General features: G+C 70.5%; 14 protein-coding genes. 6 read left to right on the top strand and 8 right to left on the bottom strand.

Going from position 1 to position 12,346, the window contains the following annotated elements:
- On the bottom strand, positions 1-984 hold the full coding sequence (locus tag LCHO_RS21215) for an aldo/keto reductase (protein ID WP_012349252.1): 984 nt from the start codon (positions 982-984) through the stop codon (positions 1-3).
- A gap of 178 nt (positions 985-1,162) precedes the next feature.
- Here LCHO_RS21215 and LCHO_RS21210 point away from each other — a divergent pair, with 178 nt between their 5' ends.
- Entirely contained in the window at positions 1,163-1,390 is a 228-nt protein-coding gene (locus tag LCHO_RS21210; protein ID WP_012349251.1) for an AbrB/MazE/SpoVT family DNA-binding domain-containing protein, read from the top strand.
- Between the two features lie 15 nt (positions 1,391-1,405).
- Here the strand turns inward: LCHO_RS21210 and LCHO_RS21205 are convergent, their stop codons facing one another.
- On the bottom strand, positions 1,406-1,804 hold the full coding sequence (locus tag LCHO_RS21205) for a PIN domain-containing protein (RefSeq protein WP_012349250.1): 399 nt from the start codon (positions 1,802-1,804) through the stop codon (positions 1,406-1,408).
- Positions 1,804-4,827, bottom strand: a complete 3,024-nt coding sequence (locus LCHO_RS21200; RefSeq protein WP_012349249.1) for an adenosylcobalamin-dependent ribonucleoside-diphosphate reductase — start codon at positions 4,825-4,827, stop codon at positions 1,804-1,806. Before LCHO_RS21200 ends, LCHO_RS21205 begins: the two co-directional genes overlap by 1 nt.
- Before the next feature lie 207 nt (positions 4,828-5,034).
- Here LCHO_RS21200 and LCHO_RS21195 point away from each other — a divergent pair, with 207 nt between their 5' ends.
- A complete protein-coding gene (locus tag LCHO_RS21195; RefSeq protein WP_012349248.1) occupies positions 5,035-5,430 on the top strand; it encodes an iron-sulfur cluster assembly protein in 396 nt (131 codons plus the stop codon).
- A 69-nt stretch (positions 5,431-5,499) separates the two neighbouring features.
- Positions 5,500-5,931, top strand: a complete 432-nt coding sequence (locus LCHO_RS21190) for an iron-sulfur cluster assembly protein (protein ID WP_012349247.1) — start codon at positions 5,500-5,502, stop codon at positions 5,929-5,931.
- Positions 5,932-5,951: 20 nt separating this feature from the next.
- Here LCHO_RS21190 and LCHO_RS21185 read toward each other — a convergent pair whose 3' ends face one another.
- Genes LCHO_RS21185 through LCHO_RS21175 form a run of 3 tightly spaced genes read right to left on the bottom strand, consistent with a single transcriptional unit; the run spans position 5,952 to position 7,141 of the window.
- Positions 5,952-6,383 carry a hypothetical protein gene (locus tag LCHO_RS21185; protein WP_012349246.1) on the bottom strand — a complete coding sequence of 144 codons (432 nt, stop codon included), beginning with the start codon at positions 6,381-6,383 and terminating at the stop codon, positions 5,952-5,954.
- Complete coding sequence (locus LCHO_RS21180; RefSeq protein WP_012349245.1) at positions 6,380-6,769, bottom strand: phage holin family protein; 390 nt, start codon at positions 6,767-6,769, stop codon at positions 6,380-6,382. Before LCHO_RS21180 ends, LCHO_RS21185 begins: the two co-directional genes overlap by 4 nt.
- 60 nt (positions 6,770-6,829) lie before the next feature.
- Positions 6,830-7,141: an ElaB/YgaM/YqjD family protein gene (locus LCHO_RS21175; RefSeq protein WP_012349244.1), complete on the bottom strand. Its 312-nt coding sequence runs from the start codon at positions 7,139-7,141 to the stop codon at positions 6,830-6,832.
- Between the two features lie 149 nt (positions 7,142-7,290).
- Between LCHO_RS21175 and asd the strand changes: the two genes are divergently transcribed.
- The 3 genes from asd (at position 7,291) to LCHO_RS21160 (ending at position 9,595) form a co-directional block, all read left to right on the top strand.
- Positions 7,291-8,139: an archaetidylserine decarboxylase gene (asd, locus tag LCHO_RS21170; protein WP_043704565.1), complete on the top strand. Its 849-nt coding sequence runs from the start codon at positions 7,291-7,293 to the stop codon at positions 8,137-8,139.
- A gap of 127 nt (positions 8,140-8,266) precedes the next feature.
- Positions 8,267-9,298, top strand: coding sequence for an isocitrate/isopropylmalate dehydrogenase family protein (locus tag LCHO_RS21165; protein ID WP_012349242.1), 1,032 nt, complete (start codon positions 8,267-8,269; stop codon positions 9,296-9,298).
- A 78-nt stretch (positions 9,299-9,376) separates the two neighbouring features.
- On the top strand, positions 9,377-9,595 hold the full coding sequence (locus LCHO_RS21160; RefSeq protein WP_012349241.1) for an oxidoreductase-like domain-containing protein: 219 nt from the start codon (positions 9,377-9,379) through the stop codon (positions 9,593-9,595).
- Here LCHO_RS21160 and LCHO_RS21155 read toward each other — a convergent pair whose 3' ends face one another.
- Both LCHO_RS21155 and LCHO_RS21150 read right to left on the bottom strand, forming a co-directional pair.
- Positions 9,596-11,254, bottom strand: coding sequence for a GDYXXLXY domain-containing protein (locus LCHO_RS21155; protein ID WP_012349240.1), 1,659 nt, complete (start codon positions 11,252-11,254; stop codon positions 9,596-9,598).
- Complete coding sequence (locus LCHO_RS21150) at positions 11,247-12,224, bottom strand: DUF2157 domain-containing protein (RefSeq protein WP_012349239.1); 978 nt, start codon at positions 12,222-12,224, stop codon at positions 11,247-11,249. Before LCHO_RS21150 ends, LCHO_RS21155 begins: the two co-directional genes overlap by 8 nt.
- Between the last annotated feature and the right edge of the window lie 122 nt (positions 12,225-12,346).

The following is a 12,346-nucleotide window of genomic DNA, read 5'->3' as shown; positions in this document are numbered from 1 at the left end:
TCAGCGGCCGGAAAGTTTCATGAAGTCCTCGGGATAGCGTTCGCCCTGCACCGGGATGGCCGACGCGAGCGCCGCGATCTCCTGCAGGTCGTCGGCACTCAGTTCGACCGAGGCGGCACCGATGTTTTCATCCAGCCGCTCGATCTTGCGGGTGCCCGGGATGGGAACGATCCACGGCTTTTGCGCCAGCAGCCAGGCCAGCGCGATCTGCGCGCGCGTCACGCCCCTGCGCCCGGCGATGGCGCCGAGCCCGTCGACCAGCGCCTGATTGGCCTGGCGCGCCTGCAGCGCGAAGCGGGGCACGCGGTTGCGGAAGTCGGACGCGTCGAAGCGGGTCGCCTGGTCGATCTGGCCGGTCAGGAAGCCCTTGCCCAGCGGGCTGAAGGGCACGAAGCCGATGCCGAGTTCTTCGAGCACGGGCATCACGTCCGCCTCGGGTTCCCGGGTCCACAGCGAGTATTCGCTCTGAAGGGCGGTGACGGGCTGCACGGCGTGGGCGCGGCGGATCGATTCCGCACCCGCTTCGGACAGACCGAAGTGCTTGACCTTGCCGTCCTGAATCAAGGCCTGCACCGCGCCCGCCACGTCTTCCATCGGCACGTCGGGATCGACCCGGTGCTGGTAGAGCAGGTCGATGCAGTCGACCTGCAGCCGCCTGAGCATGCCGTCGACCGCACGCCTGATCTGCTGCGGACGGCTGTTGACGCCCCCGTGGAAGACGCCGGTCTCGGGGTCGATGTCCCACCCGAACTTGGTGGCGATCACCACCTCGCCACGCAACGGCGCCAACGCCTCGCCGACCACTTCTTCATTCGTGAACGGGCCGTAGGACTCGGCCGTGTCGAAGAACGTGATGCCACGTTCGACGGCCGCGCGGATCAGCCGGATCATTTCCTGCCTGTCGGCCGCCTCGCCATAACCCATGCACCCGAGCCCGAGTGCGGAGACTTCGAGGTGGCTGCTGCCGAGCTGGCGTTTTTTCATGGCGAGGTCTGCGTTGTCGTGGTTGCCTGCAGGTGACTCAGCAGGATCGGTTCATCTTCATCGTGATGACTGCATTCAGCAAGGCATGAGTGGACGGGCGGGCCGGGTCGTCAGACCGGAGCAACTTGCCCCCGAAATCAGCTTCGCCTTACCATGCGCCAAACTGTAAGGAAACCCCATGTCGGAAGCCACTCTCACCAGCAAAGGCCAGATCACCATTCCGGCTGATATCCGCAAGGCGATGGGTGTGACGGCACAAGACCGCATCGTCTTCACCCGTCTTGACGACGGCACCATCGTGATGCGGGCCAAGACCCGGTCCGTTCTGGAACTGCGGGGAATGCTGCGGCGCGAGGGCGACGCGCCAAGCGTCCCGGTGGAAAAGATGCGCATCGGCAGGGACTGATCCCTGCCGACCGCGTCAAGTCAGCAATTGGGCTCCGGACAGTCGGGCCGCCTTGCGATCAAACGTCCACATCGGCCCCTGCAACGCAGCACCTGCGATGCCGACATGCAGACACTCGCCGAAATCTGCATTGCCGACGCGATACAGGTTCAGCGCACGTTCCACGGCGGCCTCGTTCTCGAACACCAGTTCGCGTGATTCGAGCAGTGCATTGAACATCTGCAACACGTCCGGCTTGCTGCACCCGTAGCTGGTGCGCAGCACCCATTCAAGTTCGAGCAGGACGGTCGAGGACATGAACAAGGGCTCCTCACGAGCCACTGCCTGTTCCATCAACCGCCGAACTGTTTCCGATTGCGCCGGATCGTCATCGACCAGCCAGCGCACCAGCACGTTGGTGTCGAGACTGGCCATCAACCACACGCACCCACGAAGCCACAGCTGGTGCAGAAATCGCACCCGTCCTTGTGGATCATCGTGGCGTTGCCGCACTCCGGGCAGGGCGAGCCGGCCATCGGGGCGCTGGCGGCGCCGCTGACGGCAGCGCCCGAGGACGCCCCGGCGGCAACCGCGCGTTGCGGTGCGGCCAGCACGCCCATCGCGCTGACGGGCTCGCCTTCTTCGGTCAGCACGCCCAGCATCGCGTAGCGGTGGATCACCAGCCGCGCCACGTAGGCGACGGTGCTGGGCCAGATCTGCTGGCGTTTCTGGCCCGGGATCGGCGCCATGAAGTGGCCGAGCGGTTCGCCGACGTTGAGCAGCTTGCGCAGCTTCATGCCGATCCAGGCCGGGTCGATCACGCGCATGTCGAGCGACAGCAGGCGCGCCAGGCCGTCGAGCGCACGCGGGTAGTTGCCGGCGAAGCCGATCGCGCAGGGCCGCGTGACGTGGCCACCTTCGGGCGTGGGCAGCGTCACTTCCTTGAGCGTGAGGGTGAACTCCTCGCCGGTGGCCGGGTTGTGGATGTCGACCGCCCAGGCCAGCGTGCCGTCGGTGCCGGTGCGCGGCTCGTCGCGGCTGAACATGGCGTCGAGCACGGGGGTCGGGCCGCCTTCCTGCAGCGCGCCGAGCTGCTCGCAGCGCCAGCGGATCACCGCCGCGGTGGCCGCCACCACGCCGGGGAACAGGCGCTTCTCGCCGGTGGGCGGGAAGGGCATGTCGAAGGCGCGCTCTTCGGCGACGGTGGCGAGCGCGTCGAGCTTGAGCTTGAGCCAGCTCGGGTCGTTGGCACGCATGTCCATCGACAGCGTCTTGGCCAGCGCGCCCAGGCCGCGCGGCTGTTCGGCGCCGTTGACCCAGACCTCGAACGGCAGGGTCTTGTCGAACAGGCCGGCGTCGGGGCCGGCCTCGGCCGGCAGCTCGCCGACGAACAGCGCGAAGTCGCCGTGCGGGTGCTGGATCATGTAGCTCCAGGCCGGGTTGCCGTTGCTCAGGTCCGGCCGGCTGGGCCAGCGCAGCGAGGCGAGCACCGGCTGCGGCAGGCGGTCGACACGCAGGCGCTGGTTGGCGCTGCCGGCGTCGAGCGGCGTGCCCAGGCTGACGGGCACGGTCAACGGCTGCGGCGTGGCGGCGGTTTCGGCGACGACGGGCACGGTGGGTGTGACGCTCAGCACCGAGCCCAGCACGCTGTTCGGACGATACGTCGCCAGGCCCTTGAGGCCGGATTTCCAGGCCGCCATGTAGAGGCCCTGGAAGTCCTCGTACGGGTAGTCGGCCGGCACGTTGACGGTCTTGCTGATCGAGGTGTCGATGCACGGCGCGACCGCCGCCACCATCGATTCGTGCGCCTCGGCGCTCATCTCGAGCGCGGTGACGAAGGCGTCGGTCAGCGGCGCGTCGGCGCCCTTGAGGTGGCGGTACAGGCGCCAGGCGTGGTCCTCGACCGCGAACTCCTTGAACGTGCCGTCGGCCTCGCGCTTCTTGCGGGTGTAGGTCCAGCTGAACGGCGGCTCGATGCCGTTGGAGGCGTTGTCGGCAAAGGCCAGGCTGATGGTGCCGGTGGGCGCGATCGACAGCAGGTGCGAGTTGCGCAGGCCGTTGACGCGGATGTGCTCCTTGACGGCCGCGGGCAGGCGCGAGGCGAAGCTGTTGCCACTCAGGTAGAGATCGGCGTTGAAGAGCGGGAACGCACCGCGCTCCTGCGCCAGGTCGCTCGACGCGATGTAGGCGGCGTCGCGCATGACCTCGCTGATGTGCGTGGCCATCGCGCGCGCGGCCGGCGTGTCGTAGCGCAGGCCGAGCATGATCAGCGCGTCGCCCAGGCCGGTGAAACCGAGGCCGACGCGGCGCTTGTTGGCGGCCTCCTGCTGCTGCGCGGGCAACGGCCAGACGGTGGCGTCGAGCACGTTGTCGAGCATGCGGGTGGCGGTCGCGCAGACCTCGGCGAAGGCGGCGTCGTCGAACGAGGCGTCGGACTCGAACGGGCGCTGCACGAAGTGCGTCAGGTCGACCGAGCCGAGGCAGCAGCAGCCGTAGGGCGGCAGTGGTTGTTCGGCACACGGGTTGGTCGCCGCGATGGTCTCGCAGTAACTGAGGTTGTTGTCCTGGTTGATGCGGTCCAGGAACAGCACGCCCGGTTCGGCGTGGTCGTAGGTCGACCGCATGATCTGGTCCCACAGGTCGCGCGCGCGCACGCTGCGGTAGACCCACAGGCCATCGGCGCGCTGGCGGGCGCCGGCGGCTTTCTGCTTCTCGCCGGGCTCGGCCTTGTGCACCAGGTCGACGTCGGTGTCGGCCTCGACCGCCTTCATGAAGACGTCGGTCACGCCGACCGAGATGTTGAAGTTCTTCAGGTCGCCCTTGTCCTTGGCGTGGATGAAGGCCTCGACGTCCGGGTGATCGCAGCGCAGCACGCCCATCTGGGCGCCGCGGCGGCTGCCGGCGGATTCGACCGTCTCGCAGCTGCGGTCGAACACGCGCATGTAGCTGACCGGGCCGCTGGCGTGGCTCTGCGTGCTGCCGACCCAGGCGCCGTAGGGGCGGATGCGGCTGAAGTCGTAGCCGACGCCGCCACCGCGGCGCATCGTTTCGGCCGCTTCGGTCAGCGCGGTGTAGATGCCCGGGAAGCCTTCTTCGGGCTCGGCGATCGAGTCGCCCACCGGCTGCACGAAGCAGTTGATCAGCGTGGCGCTGAGCGTGGTGCCGGCGGCCGAGGCGATGCGCCCGGCGGGCACGAAACCGCGCTCCTGGGCGGCCAGGAAACGCTCGGTCCAGAGCTCGCGCGCCTCGGGTGCCTCGACCGAGGCGAGCGCGGCGGCGACACGGCGGCGCACCTGCTCGATGCTCGATTCGTCGCCCTTGGCATATTTCTCGATCAGCACTTCGGCGCTGATAGGTTGTTCCGGCAAGGCGCGCGCCGCGCCGCGGGAGGCACCGTTGACACGGGCTTCGGCAAGGTCTGAAAACAGGGACATATCCTGGCGTTGCAGGTCATTCATGGGGCATTCCTCGAGCGTGCGGGTGCGGAGCATAGGCGCGCGACGGGCGACGGGGCTCCGGCACGGTGATGCAATTCGCGCTAGATCAGACTTGACGCGACTCGCCGCTGGCGATCGGGCGGGGCTTGACCCGCCGCAAACCGGAGAGCGGTCTGCCGAGGATAGTGCCACGCATCGCGCCACGTGCGGCGCTGCCGGAGGCCCGCCATGCATCACTTCGAACCGACCGCCACGACGATCATGGTCGCCTCGCCCTTCTGCCCCCTGGCTGTGCCCGAGCTGGTGCTGGCCGGCCCGCCCGAGGCGCTGATGCGCACGCTGAGCGCGCTGCGCGAGGTACAAGACCCTGACGTCGGCGCGGATATCGTCGAGCTCGGGCTGGTCGAATCCCTGCGGCTGAGCCCCGGCGAGGCGCGGCTGCAACTGGTGAGCACCGGGCCGGAATGCCCGCTGTGCGACTTTGCCGCCGACCGGGCGCTGCGGGCCATGCAGCGCGCCCTGCCCGACACCGACATCTACGTCAGCCACGACCCGTGGGTCGAATGGGAACCCAAGCGCGCCAGCACCGCCCTGCGGCGGCGCATGGGCTGGACGGTCGGCTGACCCCATTGACTTCCGTCAAATTTGAGCCCGATCAAGCGCGAGCCCCCCGGCCCGGGGGATGATCCGCCCATGCACGACCGCCCGACCGCCATCTGGATCCAGCCCGCCCGCCATCCGGCCGCACCCGAATCCCCGATCGACACCGGCTGCGGCGGTTGTGTCGGCGACGAACCGGCCGCCGCTGACGTCACCGCGCCGCGGCTCAGCGGCGATCCGCAGCTCATCGAGCGGGTCTTCGAGGCGCTAAGGCAGGTGCGCGAGGCCCAGGGCGGCCACAGCATCGTCGAGAGTGGCCGGGTGCAGGGCCTGGACATCGGCGACGGCGAGGCCACACTGACCTTGCGCATGGGCCAGGGCCTGTGCACCGACGCCAGACGGCTGGCCGAGGAGGCCTTCGAGGCCTTGCGGCAATCGCTGCCCGATACCGACCTCTATCTGCGCCATGACCGACCGACCGGCTGTGCGAGCCGCCAGGCAACTGAGGCGCCCCGAACGGCCTGACGCCGAGGATCTGAACGGGATCACCGCGTGCGGCCCGGCCGCGTCGGGCCCGATTCGTCGAGCCAGGCCTGTACCACCGGCTTGAGCACCCGCCAGGCGCTCCACCAGGTCGACAGCCGCCCAGCCCAGCGCACGGCGCTCGAGGTGGTGGAGGCCGCGGACCGGCGCCGCCGCAAGACCCGCCGCAGCAGCCGCCACGCCAGCGGCACGGCCAGCAGCAGCCACGGCCGACGGGCGGTGATCGACTGGCCCGCCTGCCAGACCCGCAGCAGCCGCGTGCGCCAGGTCCAGGCGTGATCGAGCGGCTCGCGCAGCGCCTGCCAGCCCTCGCGGCACTCGGCCGCCAGGCCCAGCCGCAAGGCATCGCTGCGCAGCACAAGCTCGCGCTTGCGCTGGAGCAGCGGCACGGCCCAGAGGTCGACGGTGCGCGTGATGCGTCGGGGCGTGTTCATTCGGGCGGCGCGCCGACCTGGGCGCGGTCCTTGGCCAGCTCGTCGACGCTGGCGGCAAAGCTGCCGCCCGGGCTGGGCTGCAGGCGCATGCGCGCATCGCGCATCAGCCAGGCGCCGCTGGCCAGGAACAGCACCGCCGCGCCGCCGAGGGCCCACAGCCGATGGCCGTCCCACAGCAGCACGACCAGCAGCGCGACGGCAAAGAACAGACCGAAGGCCAGCAGCAGCATCGCCAGCGCGGCCCGCGCCACGGCGTCGAACAGGCGCAGTACCTCTTGCTGCAACTCGATGCCGAGCAGTTCGAGTCGGGTCTGCAACAGCGACAGACCCAGGTCGGCCACCCGCTGCAGGCGGGCGGCCAGGCGCGACGCGAAGTCGAGCGCCATCCTCAGCGACCCCGCACGCGGCCGGGATCACGCAACGGGCTCATCTCATGAGCCATCGTTTCAGCGCCGGCCGATCAGGATGCCGACCAGCAGGCCGACGCCGGCGGCCACGCCGATCGATTTCCAGGGGTTGTCGTGCACGTAGACGTCGGTGGCCTGGCCGGCTTCCTTGGCGCGTGTGACGGCGGTCTCCTGCAGGCGCTGGAGGGTCTCCTTGGTCTGCTGCAGACGGGCCTGGATGCGCCCGCGCGCCTCGGCCGCGCCTTCACCGACCTGGCCGGCGGTGGATTCGAGCAACTGCTCGGCGTCGCTCACGACCATGCGCAATTCAGCCATCAGCTTGTCCTTCTGGGCGGCGGTGAAATCACTCATCGCAGTACTCCTGTGTCAGTTGATTTGTCCGGCAACCATACGCCGATCCCGCTCAAAGGTCATGCGTTTGCACAAGCCGAAACGCTTGCCGGGTGCGGCGTTGCGGTCGATACACTGACGCCCCGATTGAGCCACTGCCGGTGCCTGCCTTGTCCGACCGCCTTGCCGTCCTGCCGCAATACCTGCTGCCCAAACAGGCCCTGACCGCATTGGCGGGCCGGGTCGCCTCGGCGCAAGCCGGCGCCGTCACCACCGGCATCATCCGCCGCTTCGTGCGCCGCTACGGCGTCGACATGAGCGAGGCGGCCGAGCCCGACATCGCCCGCTACACCAGCTTCAACGCCTTCTTCACCCGCGCGCTGCGCCCGGGTGTGCGGCCGCTGGCGAACGCCGACCTGATCTGCCCGGTCGACGGCGCGATCAGCCAGCTCGGCGCGATCGAGGGCGACCAGATCTTCCAGGCCAAGGGCCACCGCTACAGCAGCACGGCGCTGCTGGGCGGCGACGCCGTGCTGGCGGCGCAGTACACGAATGGCCACTTCGCGACGATCTACCTCAGCCCGCGCGACTACCACCGCATCCACATGCCGTGCGACGGCCGGCTGCTGCGCATGATCCACGTGCCGGGCGCGCTGTTCTCGGTCAACCCGACCACCGCGCGCGGCGTGCCCGGGCTGTTCGCTCGCAACGAGCGGGTGGTCTGCATCTTCGACGGCCCGACCGGGCCGTTCGCGCTGGTGCTGGTGGGTGCCACCATCGTCGGCAGCATGGCCACCGCCTGGCACGGCGTGGTCAACCCGCCGCGGCCGGGCCAGCTGCGCGAATGGAACTACGAGCGCGAAGACATCCGCCTGGCCCAGGGCGACGAGATGGGCCGCTTCCTGCTCGGCTCGACGGTGGTGATGCTGTTCCCGGCCGGGCCGCTGACGTTCAATCCGCAATGGACCGCGGCCCGGCCGGTGCGGCTCGGCGAGGCGATGGCCGACGGCCTGCGCTGAGCGCCGCGGCGGCCGGTGGCGGCGCGGCCACCACGCGACGCCTGGCAGAGTTCATGCATGCGCCGATGGCCTGCCGTCAGACGGCGACCGTATGCTTGAAATCCCACCCTACTGCGAGCCACAGCCCATGAGCCAGACCATCCCCGCCACCCTCATTCCCGGCGACGGCATCGGGCCCGAGATCGTCGAAGCCACGCTGGCTGCGCTCGACGCGCTCGGCGCACCGTTCGAATGGGACCGCCAGATCGCCGGCCTCGAAGGCGTGACCACCGCCGGCGACCCGCTGCCGCAGGCCACGCTCGACAGCATCCGCCGCACCCGGCTGGCGCTCAAGGGCCCGCTGGAGACCCCGTCGGGCGGCGGCTACCGCAGCTCGAACGTGCGCCTGCGCGAGGAGTTCAAGCTCTACGCCAACCTGCGCCCGGCGCTGACCATCGTGCCCGGCGGTCGCTACGACAAGATCGACCTGGTGGTGGTGCGCGAGAACCTCGAGGGCCTCTACATCGGCCACGAGCATTTCGTGCAGATCGACGACGACCCGCACGCCGTGGCGATGGCCACCGGCATCAACACCCGCGCGGGCTGCCGGCACATCCTCGAATACGCCTTCGAACACGCCATCGCGACCGGCCGCAAGAAGGTCACGATCGTGCACAAGGCCAACATCATGAAGGCGCTGACGGGCATCTTCAAGGAAACGGCCGAGCAGATGTACGAGGCGAAATACAAGGACAGGATCGCGATGGACACCATCATCGTCGACGCCTGCGCGATGAAGCTGGTGCTCAACCCGTGGCAGTTCGACGTGCTGGTGACGACCAACCTGTTCGGCGACATCCTGTCCGACCTGGTGGCCGGGCTGGTGGGCGGACTCGGCATGGCGCCGGGCGCCAACATCGGCGCCGACGCGGCGATCTTCGAGGCCGTGCACGGCTCGGCGCCCGACATCGCCGGCCAGAACAAGGCCAACCCGACCGCGCTGCTGCTGGCCGCGGCGATGATGCTCGACCATGTCAAGCTGACCGACATGGCCACCCGGCTGCGCCAGGCGATCGACGCCACCTTGAACATCGATCTGGTGCGCACCGGCGACCTCGGTGGCAGCGCCAGCACGACCGTGTTCACGCAGGCACTGGTCAACCGCATCCGGAACGGCTGACCGAAAACGGCGGCTGGCCGCAGGGCCTGGCGTGCCGACCGCAGCGCCCTGCTGCGATCGGCACGAAAATCCGGGCACATGAACACCGTGCCCCGTTCCGCCCCCGTCAGCGACCCCCGGCCGCTGCCGCCCGAGCCGCTGCCCGACGACGCCTGCTGCGGCAACGGCTGCGACCCCTGCGTGTTCGATTTCTACTACGCCGAGGTCGAGCAGTACCGGGCCGAGCTGCGCGCCTGGCAGGCCCGCCAGGCCGTGCCGGCGGACCCGACCGGCGCGCCCGAACCCGCCGGCCCGTGATCAGCGCGCGGTGGCCGTCTCGACGGGTGGCCGGATCGGCTGCAGGCCGTCATCGGCCAGGCCGACCAGCAGCGCGCGACCGTCCCCCGCCAGCCTGAACTCGCCGTAGCGCGCCGCCTGCCAGACGGCGCCCTGGCCCTCGCGGAAGAACCAGGCGTCGCTGACCAGCACCCAGCGGCCGTTCCTGGGCGCCAGCTCGATCAGGCGCTCGTCGGCTGCGAGCGGTTTTTCATCGGCCAGCCGCAGCGGTTCGGCAACGCCGCGTGCATCGATGCGCGCCACCACCCGCTGCCGATCCAGGCGTGACTGCTGCGCCAGCTGGTGCAGCAGGGCGGCATCCATCCGGTAGTCGAGCGCCATGTAGTCGCCCTGCATCAGTGAACGCGGATCGACCGGCGCCAGCTCGACGAACACCGGCTGGCCATCGCGGATCAGCGCCTCGTTGCGCCAGATGCCGGTGTTGGCCACCGCCAGCGTCGCCAGCACGCAGGCGATCGAGCCGGCGCGGGCCCAGCGGCTCGGTGACGGATCGGCCGCCGCAGACGGTGCGGCGGCGGGGTCGGCCGGCACGCTGCTGCGCTGGCCCCAGGCGGCCAGCAAGCCCAGCCAGAGGCCGCTGACGGCCAGCAGGGCGGCTTTCTGGGCCAGCGTCCAGGTCAGCTGGTCATAGAACGCCGAGCCGATCCACAGCCCCGTCAGCAGCGCCAGGGCGGCCAGCCACGAGCGCCGGGTGACGGCACAGACCGCCAGCGCCAGCAGCACCGCGCCCAGCGTCGGCATGAACCACGCCAGCAGTGCCAGGGTGGCGGCCACGCCGAGCCACCACGGCGCGCGCAGCGGCGGCCAGCGGCGCCATCCGACGACGGCGGCCGCCAGCGCCGCAAGCACCGACAGCAGCGGCATCAGGTCGGCCCAGCCGAAGCCCTGCACCGCGCGGTCCGGGCCGCTGCGCGCCCACCCGTCGAACCCGGCCAGCACGGCCAGCGCCGGCAGCGTGACCGCCAGCCAGCCGGTGCCGACCGCCTCCAGCCAGGCCAGCGAACGTGGCAGCGCACCGGGCGGCGCGCTGCGCTGCGCCACGAGGGCGTCCACCACCCGCGGCGCCAGCAGCCAGACGGCGAGCAGCAGGTGCAGCAGCAGCGCCACCCGCGGCAGGGACGCCGGCCCGCCGCGCGGCAGGATCAGGTCGAGCCCGGCGATCAGCACACCGGCGCAGGCGGCGGCGCCCAGCAGCATGCGCAGCCAGTTCTGGCGCAGCAGCACGGCCAGCCACAGCGCCAGCGTGGCGAGCAGGGCCGCGGCGGCCGAGGTCGGCAGCTGGCGCGTCAGGCCGATCGCCAGATAACCGGCACCGGCCACCAGACCGGCCACCGCCAGCTGTTCGACGAACAGCGTGTGGCCCGGCTTGCGCAAGGCCGCCACGGCCGCCGCCAGCACCAGCGCACCGATCAGGTAGGCGCCGAGGTTGCTGTCGAACACGCCGAGGAACAGCTGCGTGATCAGCCCGAACATCGGCAGGCCGACCAGCCAGGCGCCCAGCGCCGACATCAGCACCACCGGCCAGGGCCGCGCCGGCTCGCCGGGCTGCAGGGCGGTATCGGGCAGCAGGCCTTCGGCCACTGCGGCGCGCGTGATCGCGTCGAGCCGGGCATCAGACATGGTGCGACTCCTGCTGCACGGCGCGGGCCCGTTGCAGCACCAGCTTGACGGTCAGCGAGAGCAGCAGCGCCGACGCGACCGTGATCAGCAGCATCTGACTGATCACGTTGCGCTCGTCCATCTGATAGAGCCCGCGCGACAGGCCGGCCAGCAGCAGCACGTCCAGCGCCAGCGCGACGAAGCCGAGAAGGGCGAGGTCGAAGCTGCGCGCCCGATACAGCTGGGCCGCCGCCGCGGCCAACAGCAGCAGGCCGATCGGGTACGGCCAGGCCACCGGGCTCTGGAACAGCCCGAACAGGGCGCCGCCGGCCACCAGCACGGTCGCGAAGGCCACCGCCACGCGCCGGGCCCGCTTGCCGGCACCGAGCCGCCCACCGATCGGTGGCGACATCAGCACCGCCAGCAGCACGGCACCGGACCAGCCGGTCAGCCAGATCGGCAGATCGCGTGCCTGCGTCTCGAACCCCGGGCTGATGTGGGCCTGCAGCCACAGCGCGATCGCCGTCATCGCCACCAGCACCCAGGCCGACCACAGCAGATCGCTGCGCAGCGCCAGGCCCAGCGGCACCGCCAGCGCCGCCCAGAGCGCGAACAGCTGCCAGGCGTCGGCGCCGGTCTGGTAGGTCTGGCCGAAGTAGGCGAACAGCCCGCCGATGCCCAGCAGCGCGAGCAGCGCGGCCGGCAGCCGCTGCAGGCCGCGCCACAGGGTGGCGCCGATCGCCAGCACCACGGCCGCCTGCAGCAGCGCGAACTGGCCGACACGGCCGAGCAGATCCCAGTTGGCGGCGACCCAGAAGACCAGGCCGCTGCCCAGCAGCACGGCGGCCAGTGCTGCCACCCCGCGTGGCAGCCAGCGGCTCAGCGCCTCGTGTGCTTGCTCGAGGCCGGCGAGCTGCCCGAGCCGCCGCAGCGCGGGGGCATCGAGCCGGTGCCGGGCGGCCAGTTCATGAAGGGCCAGAGGAAGATCCATGGGTGCGCTCCATCGACGGGGATCAAGACCCCATCGTAGGCAGGCGTACCCGTTCGACCCGGACAAAACGCAACGGTACGGCCAGGCGCACCGCGGCGTATCGCCGCGCGCGCCCTGGCCGC

The sequence above is a fragment of the Leptothrix cholodnii SP-6 genome (genome assembly GCF_000019785.1).
GTDB classification, from domain to species: Bacteria; Pseudomonadota; Gammaproteobacteria; order Burkholderiales; family Burkholderiaceae_C; genus Sphaerotilus; species Sphaerotilus cholodnii.
This window is presented reverse-complemented; position numbering and strand designations above follow the sequence as displayed.

What these genes read in the sequence shown, in the direction of transcription:
- LCHO_RS21215 (WP_012349252.1), bottom strand. Translation starts at nt 984, where the DNA reads ATGAAAAAACGCCAGCTCGGCAGCAGCCACCTCGAAGTCTCCGCACTC.
- LCHO_RS21210 (WP_012349251.1), top strand. Translation starts at nt 1,163, where the DNA reads ATGTCGGAAGCCACTCTCACCAGCAAAGGCCAGATCACCATTCCGGCT.
- LCHO_RS21205 (WP_012349250.1), bottom strand. Translation starts at nt 1,804, where the DNA reads ATGGCCAGTCTCGACACCAACGTGCTGGTGCGCTGGCTGGTCGATGAC.
- LCHO_RS21200 (WP_012349249.1), bottom strand. Translation starts at nt 4,827, where the DNA reads ATGAATGACCTGCAACGCCAGGATATGTCCCTGTTTTCAGACCTTGCC.
- LCHO_RS21195 (WP_012349248.1), top strand. Translation starts at nt 5,035, where the DNA reads ATGCATCACTTCGAACCGACCGCCACGACGATCATGGTCGCCTCGCCC.
- LCHO_RS21190 (WP_012349247.1), top strand. Translation starts at nt 5,500, where the DNA reads ATGCACGACCGCCCGACCGCCATCTGGATCCAGCCCGCCCGCCATCCG.
- LCHO_RS21185 (WP_012349246.1), bottom strand. Translation starts at nt 6,383, where the DNA reads ATGAACACGCCCCGACGCATCACGCGCACCGTCGACCTCTGGGCCGTG.
- LCHO_RS21180 (WP_012349245.1), bottom strand. Translation starts at nt 6,769, where the DNA reads ATGGCGCTCGACTTCGCGTCGCGCCTGGCCGCCCGCCTGCAGCGGGTG.
- LCHO_RS21175 (WP_012349244.1), bottom strand. Translation starts at nt 7,141, where the DNA reads ATGAGTGATTTCACCGCCGCCCAGAAGGACAAGCTGATGGCTGAATTG.
- LCHO_RS21165 (WP_012349242.1), top strand. Translation starts at nt 8,267, where the DNA reads ATGAGCCAGACCATCCCCGCCACCCTCATTCCCGGCGACGGCATCGGG.
- LCHO_RS21160 (WP_012349241.1), top strand. Translation starts at nt 9,377, where the DNA reads ATGAACACCGTGCCCCGTTCCGCCCCCGTCAGCGACCCCCGGCCGCTG.
- LCHO_RS21155 (WP_012349240.1), bottom strand. Translation starts at nt 11,254, where the DNA reads ATGTCTGATGCCCGGCTCGACGCGATCACGCGCGCCGCAGTGGCCGAA.
- LCHO_RS21150 (WP_012349239.1), bottom strand. Translation starts at nt 12,224, where the DNA reads ATGGATCTTCCTCTGGCCCTTCATGAACTGGCCGCCCGGCACCGGCTC.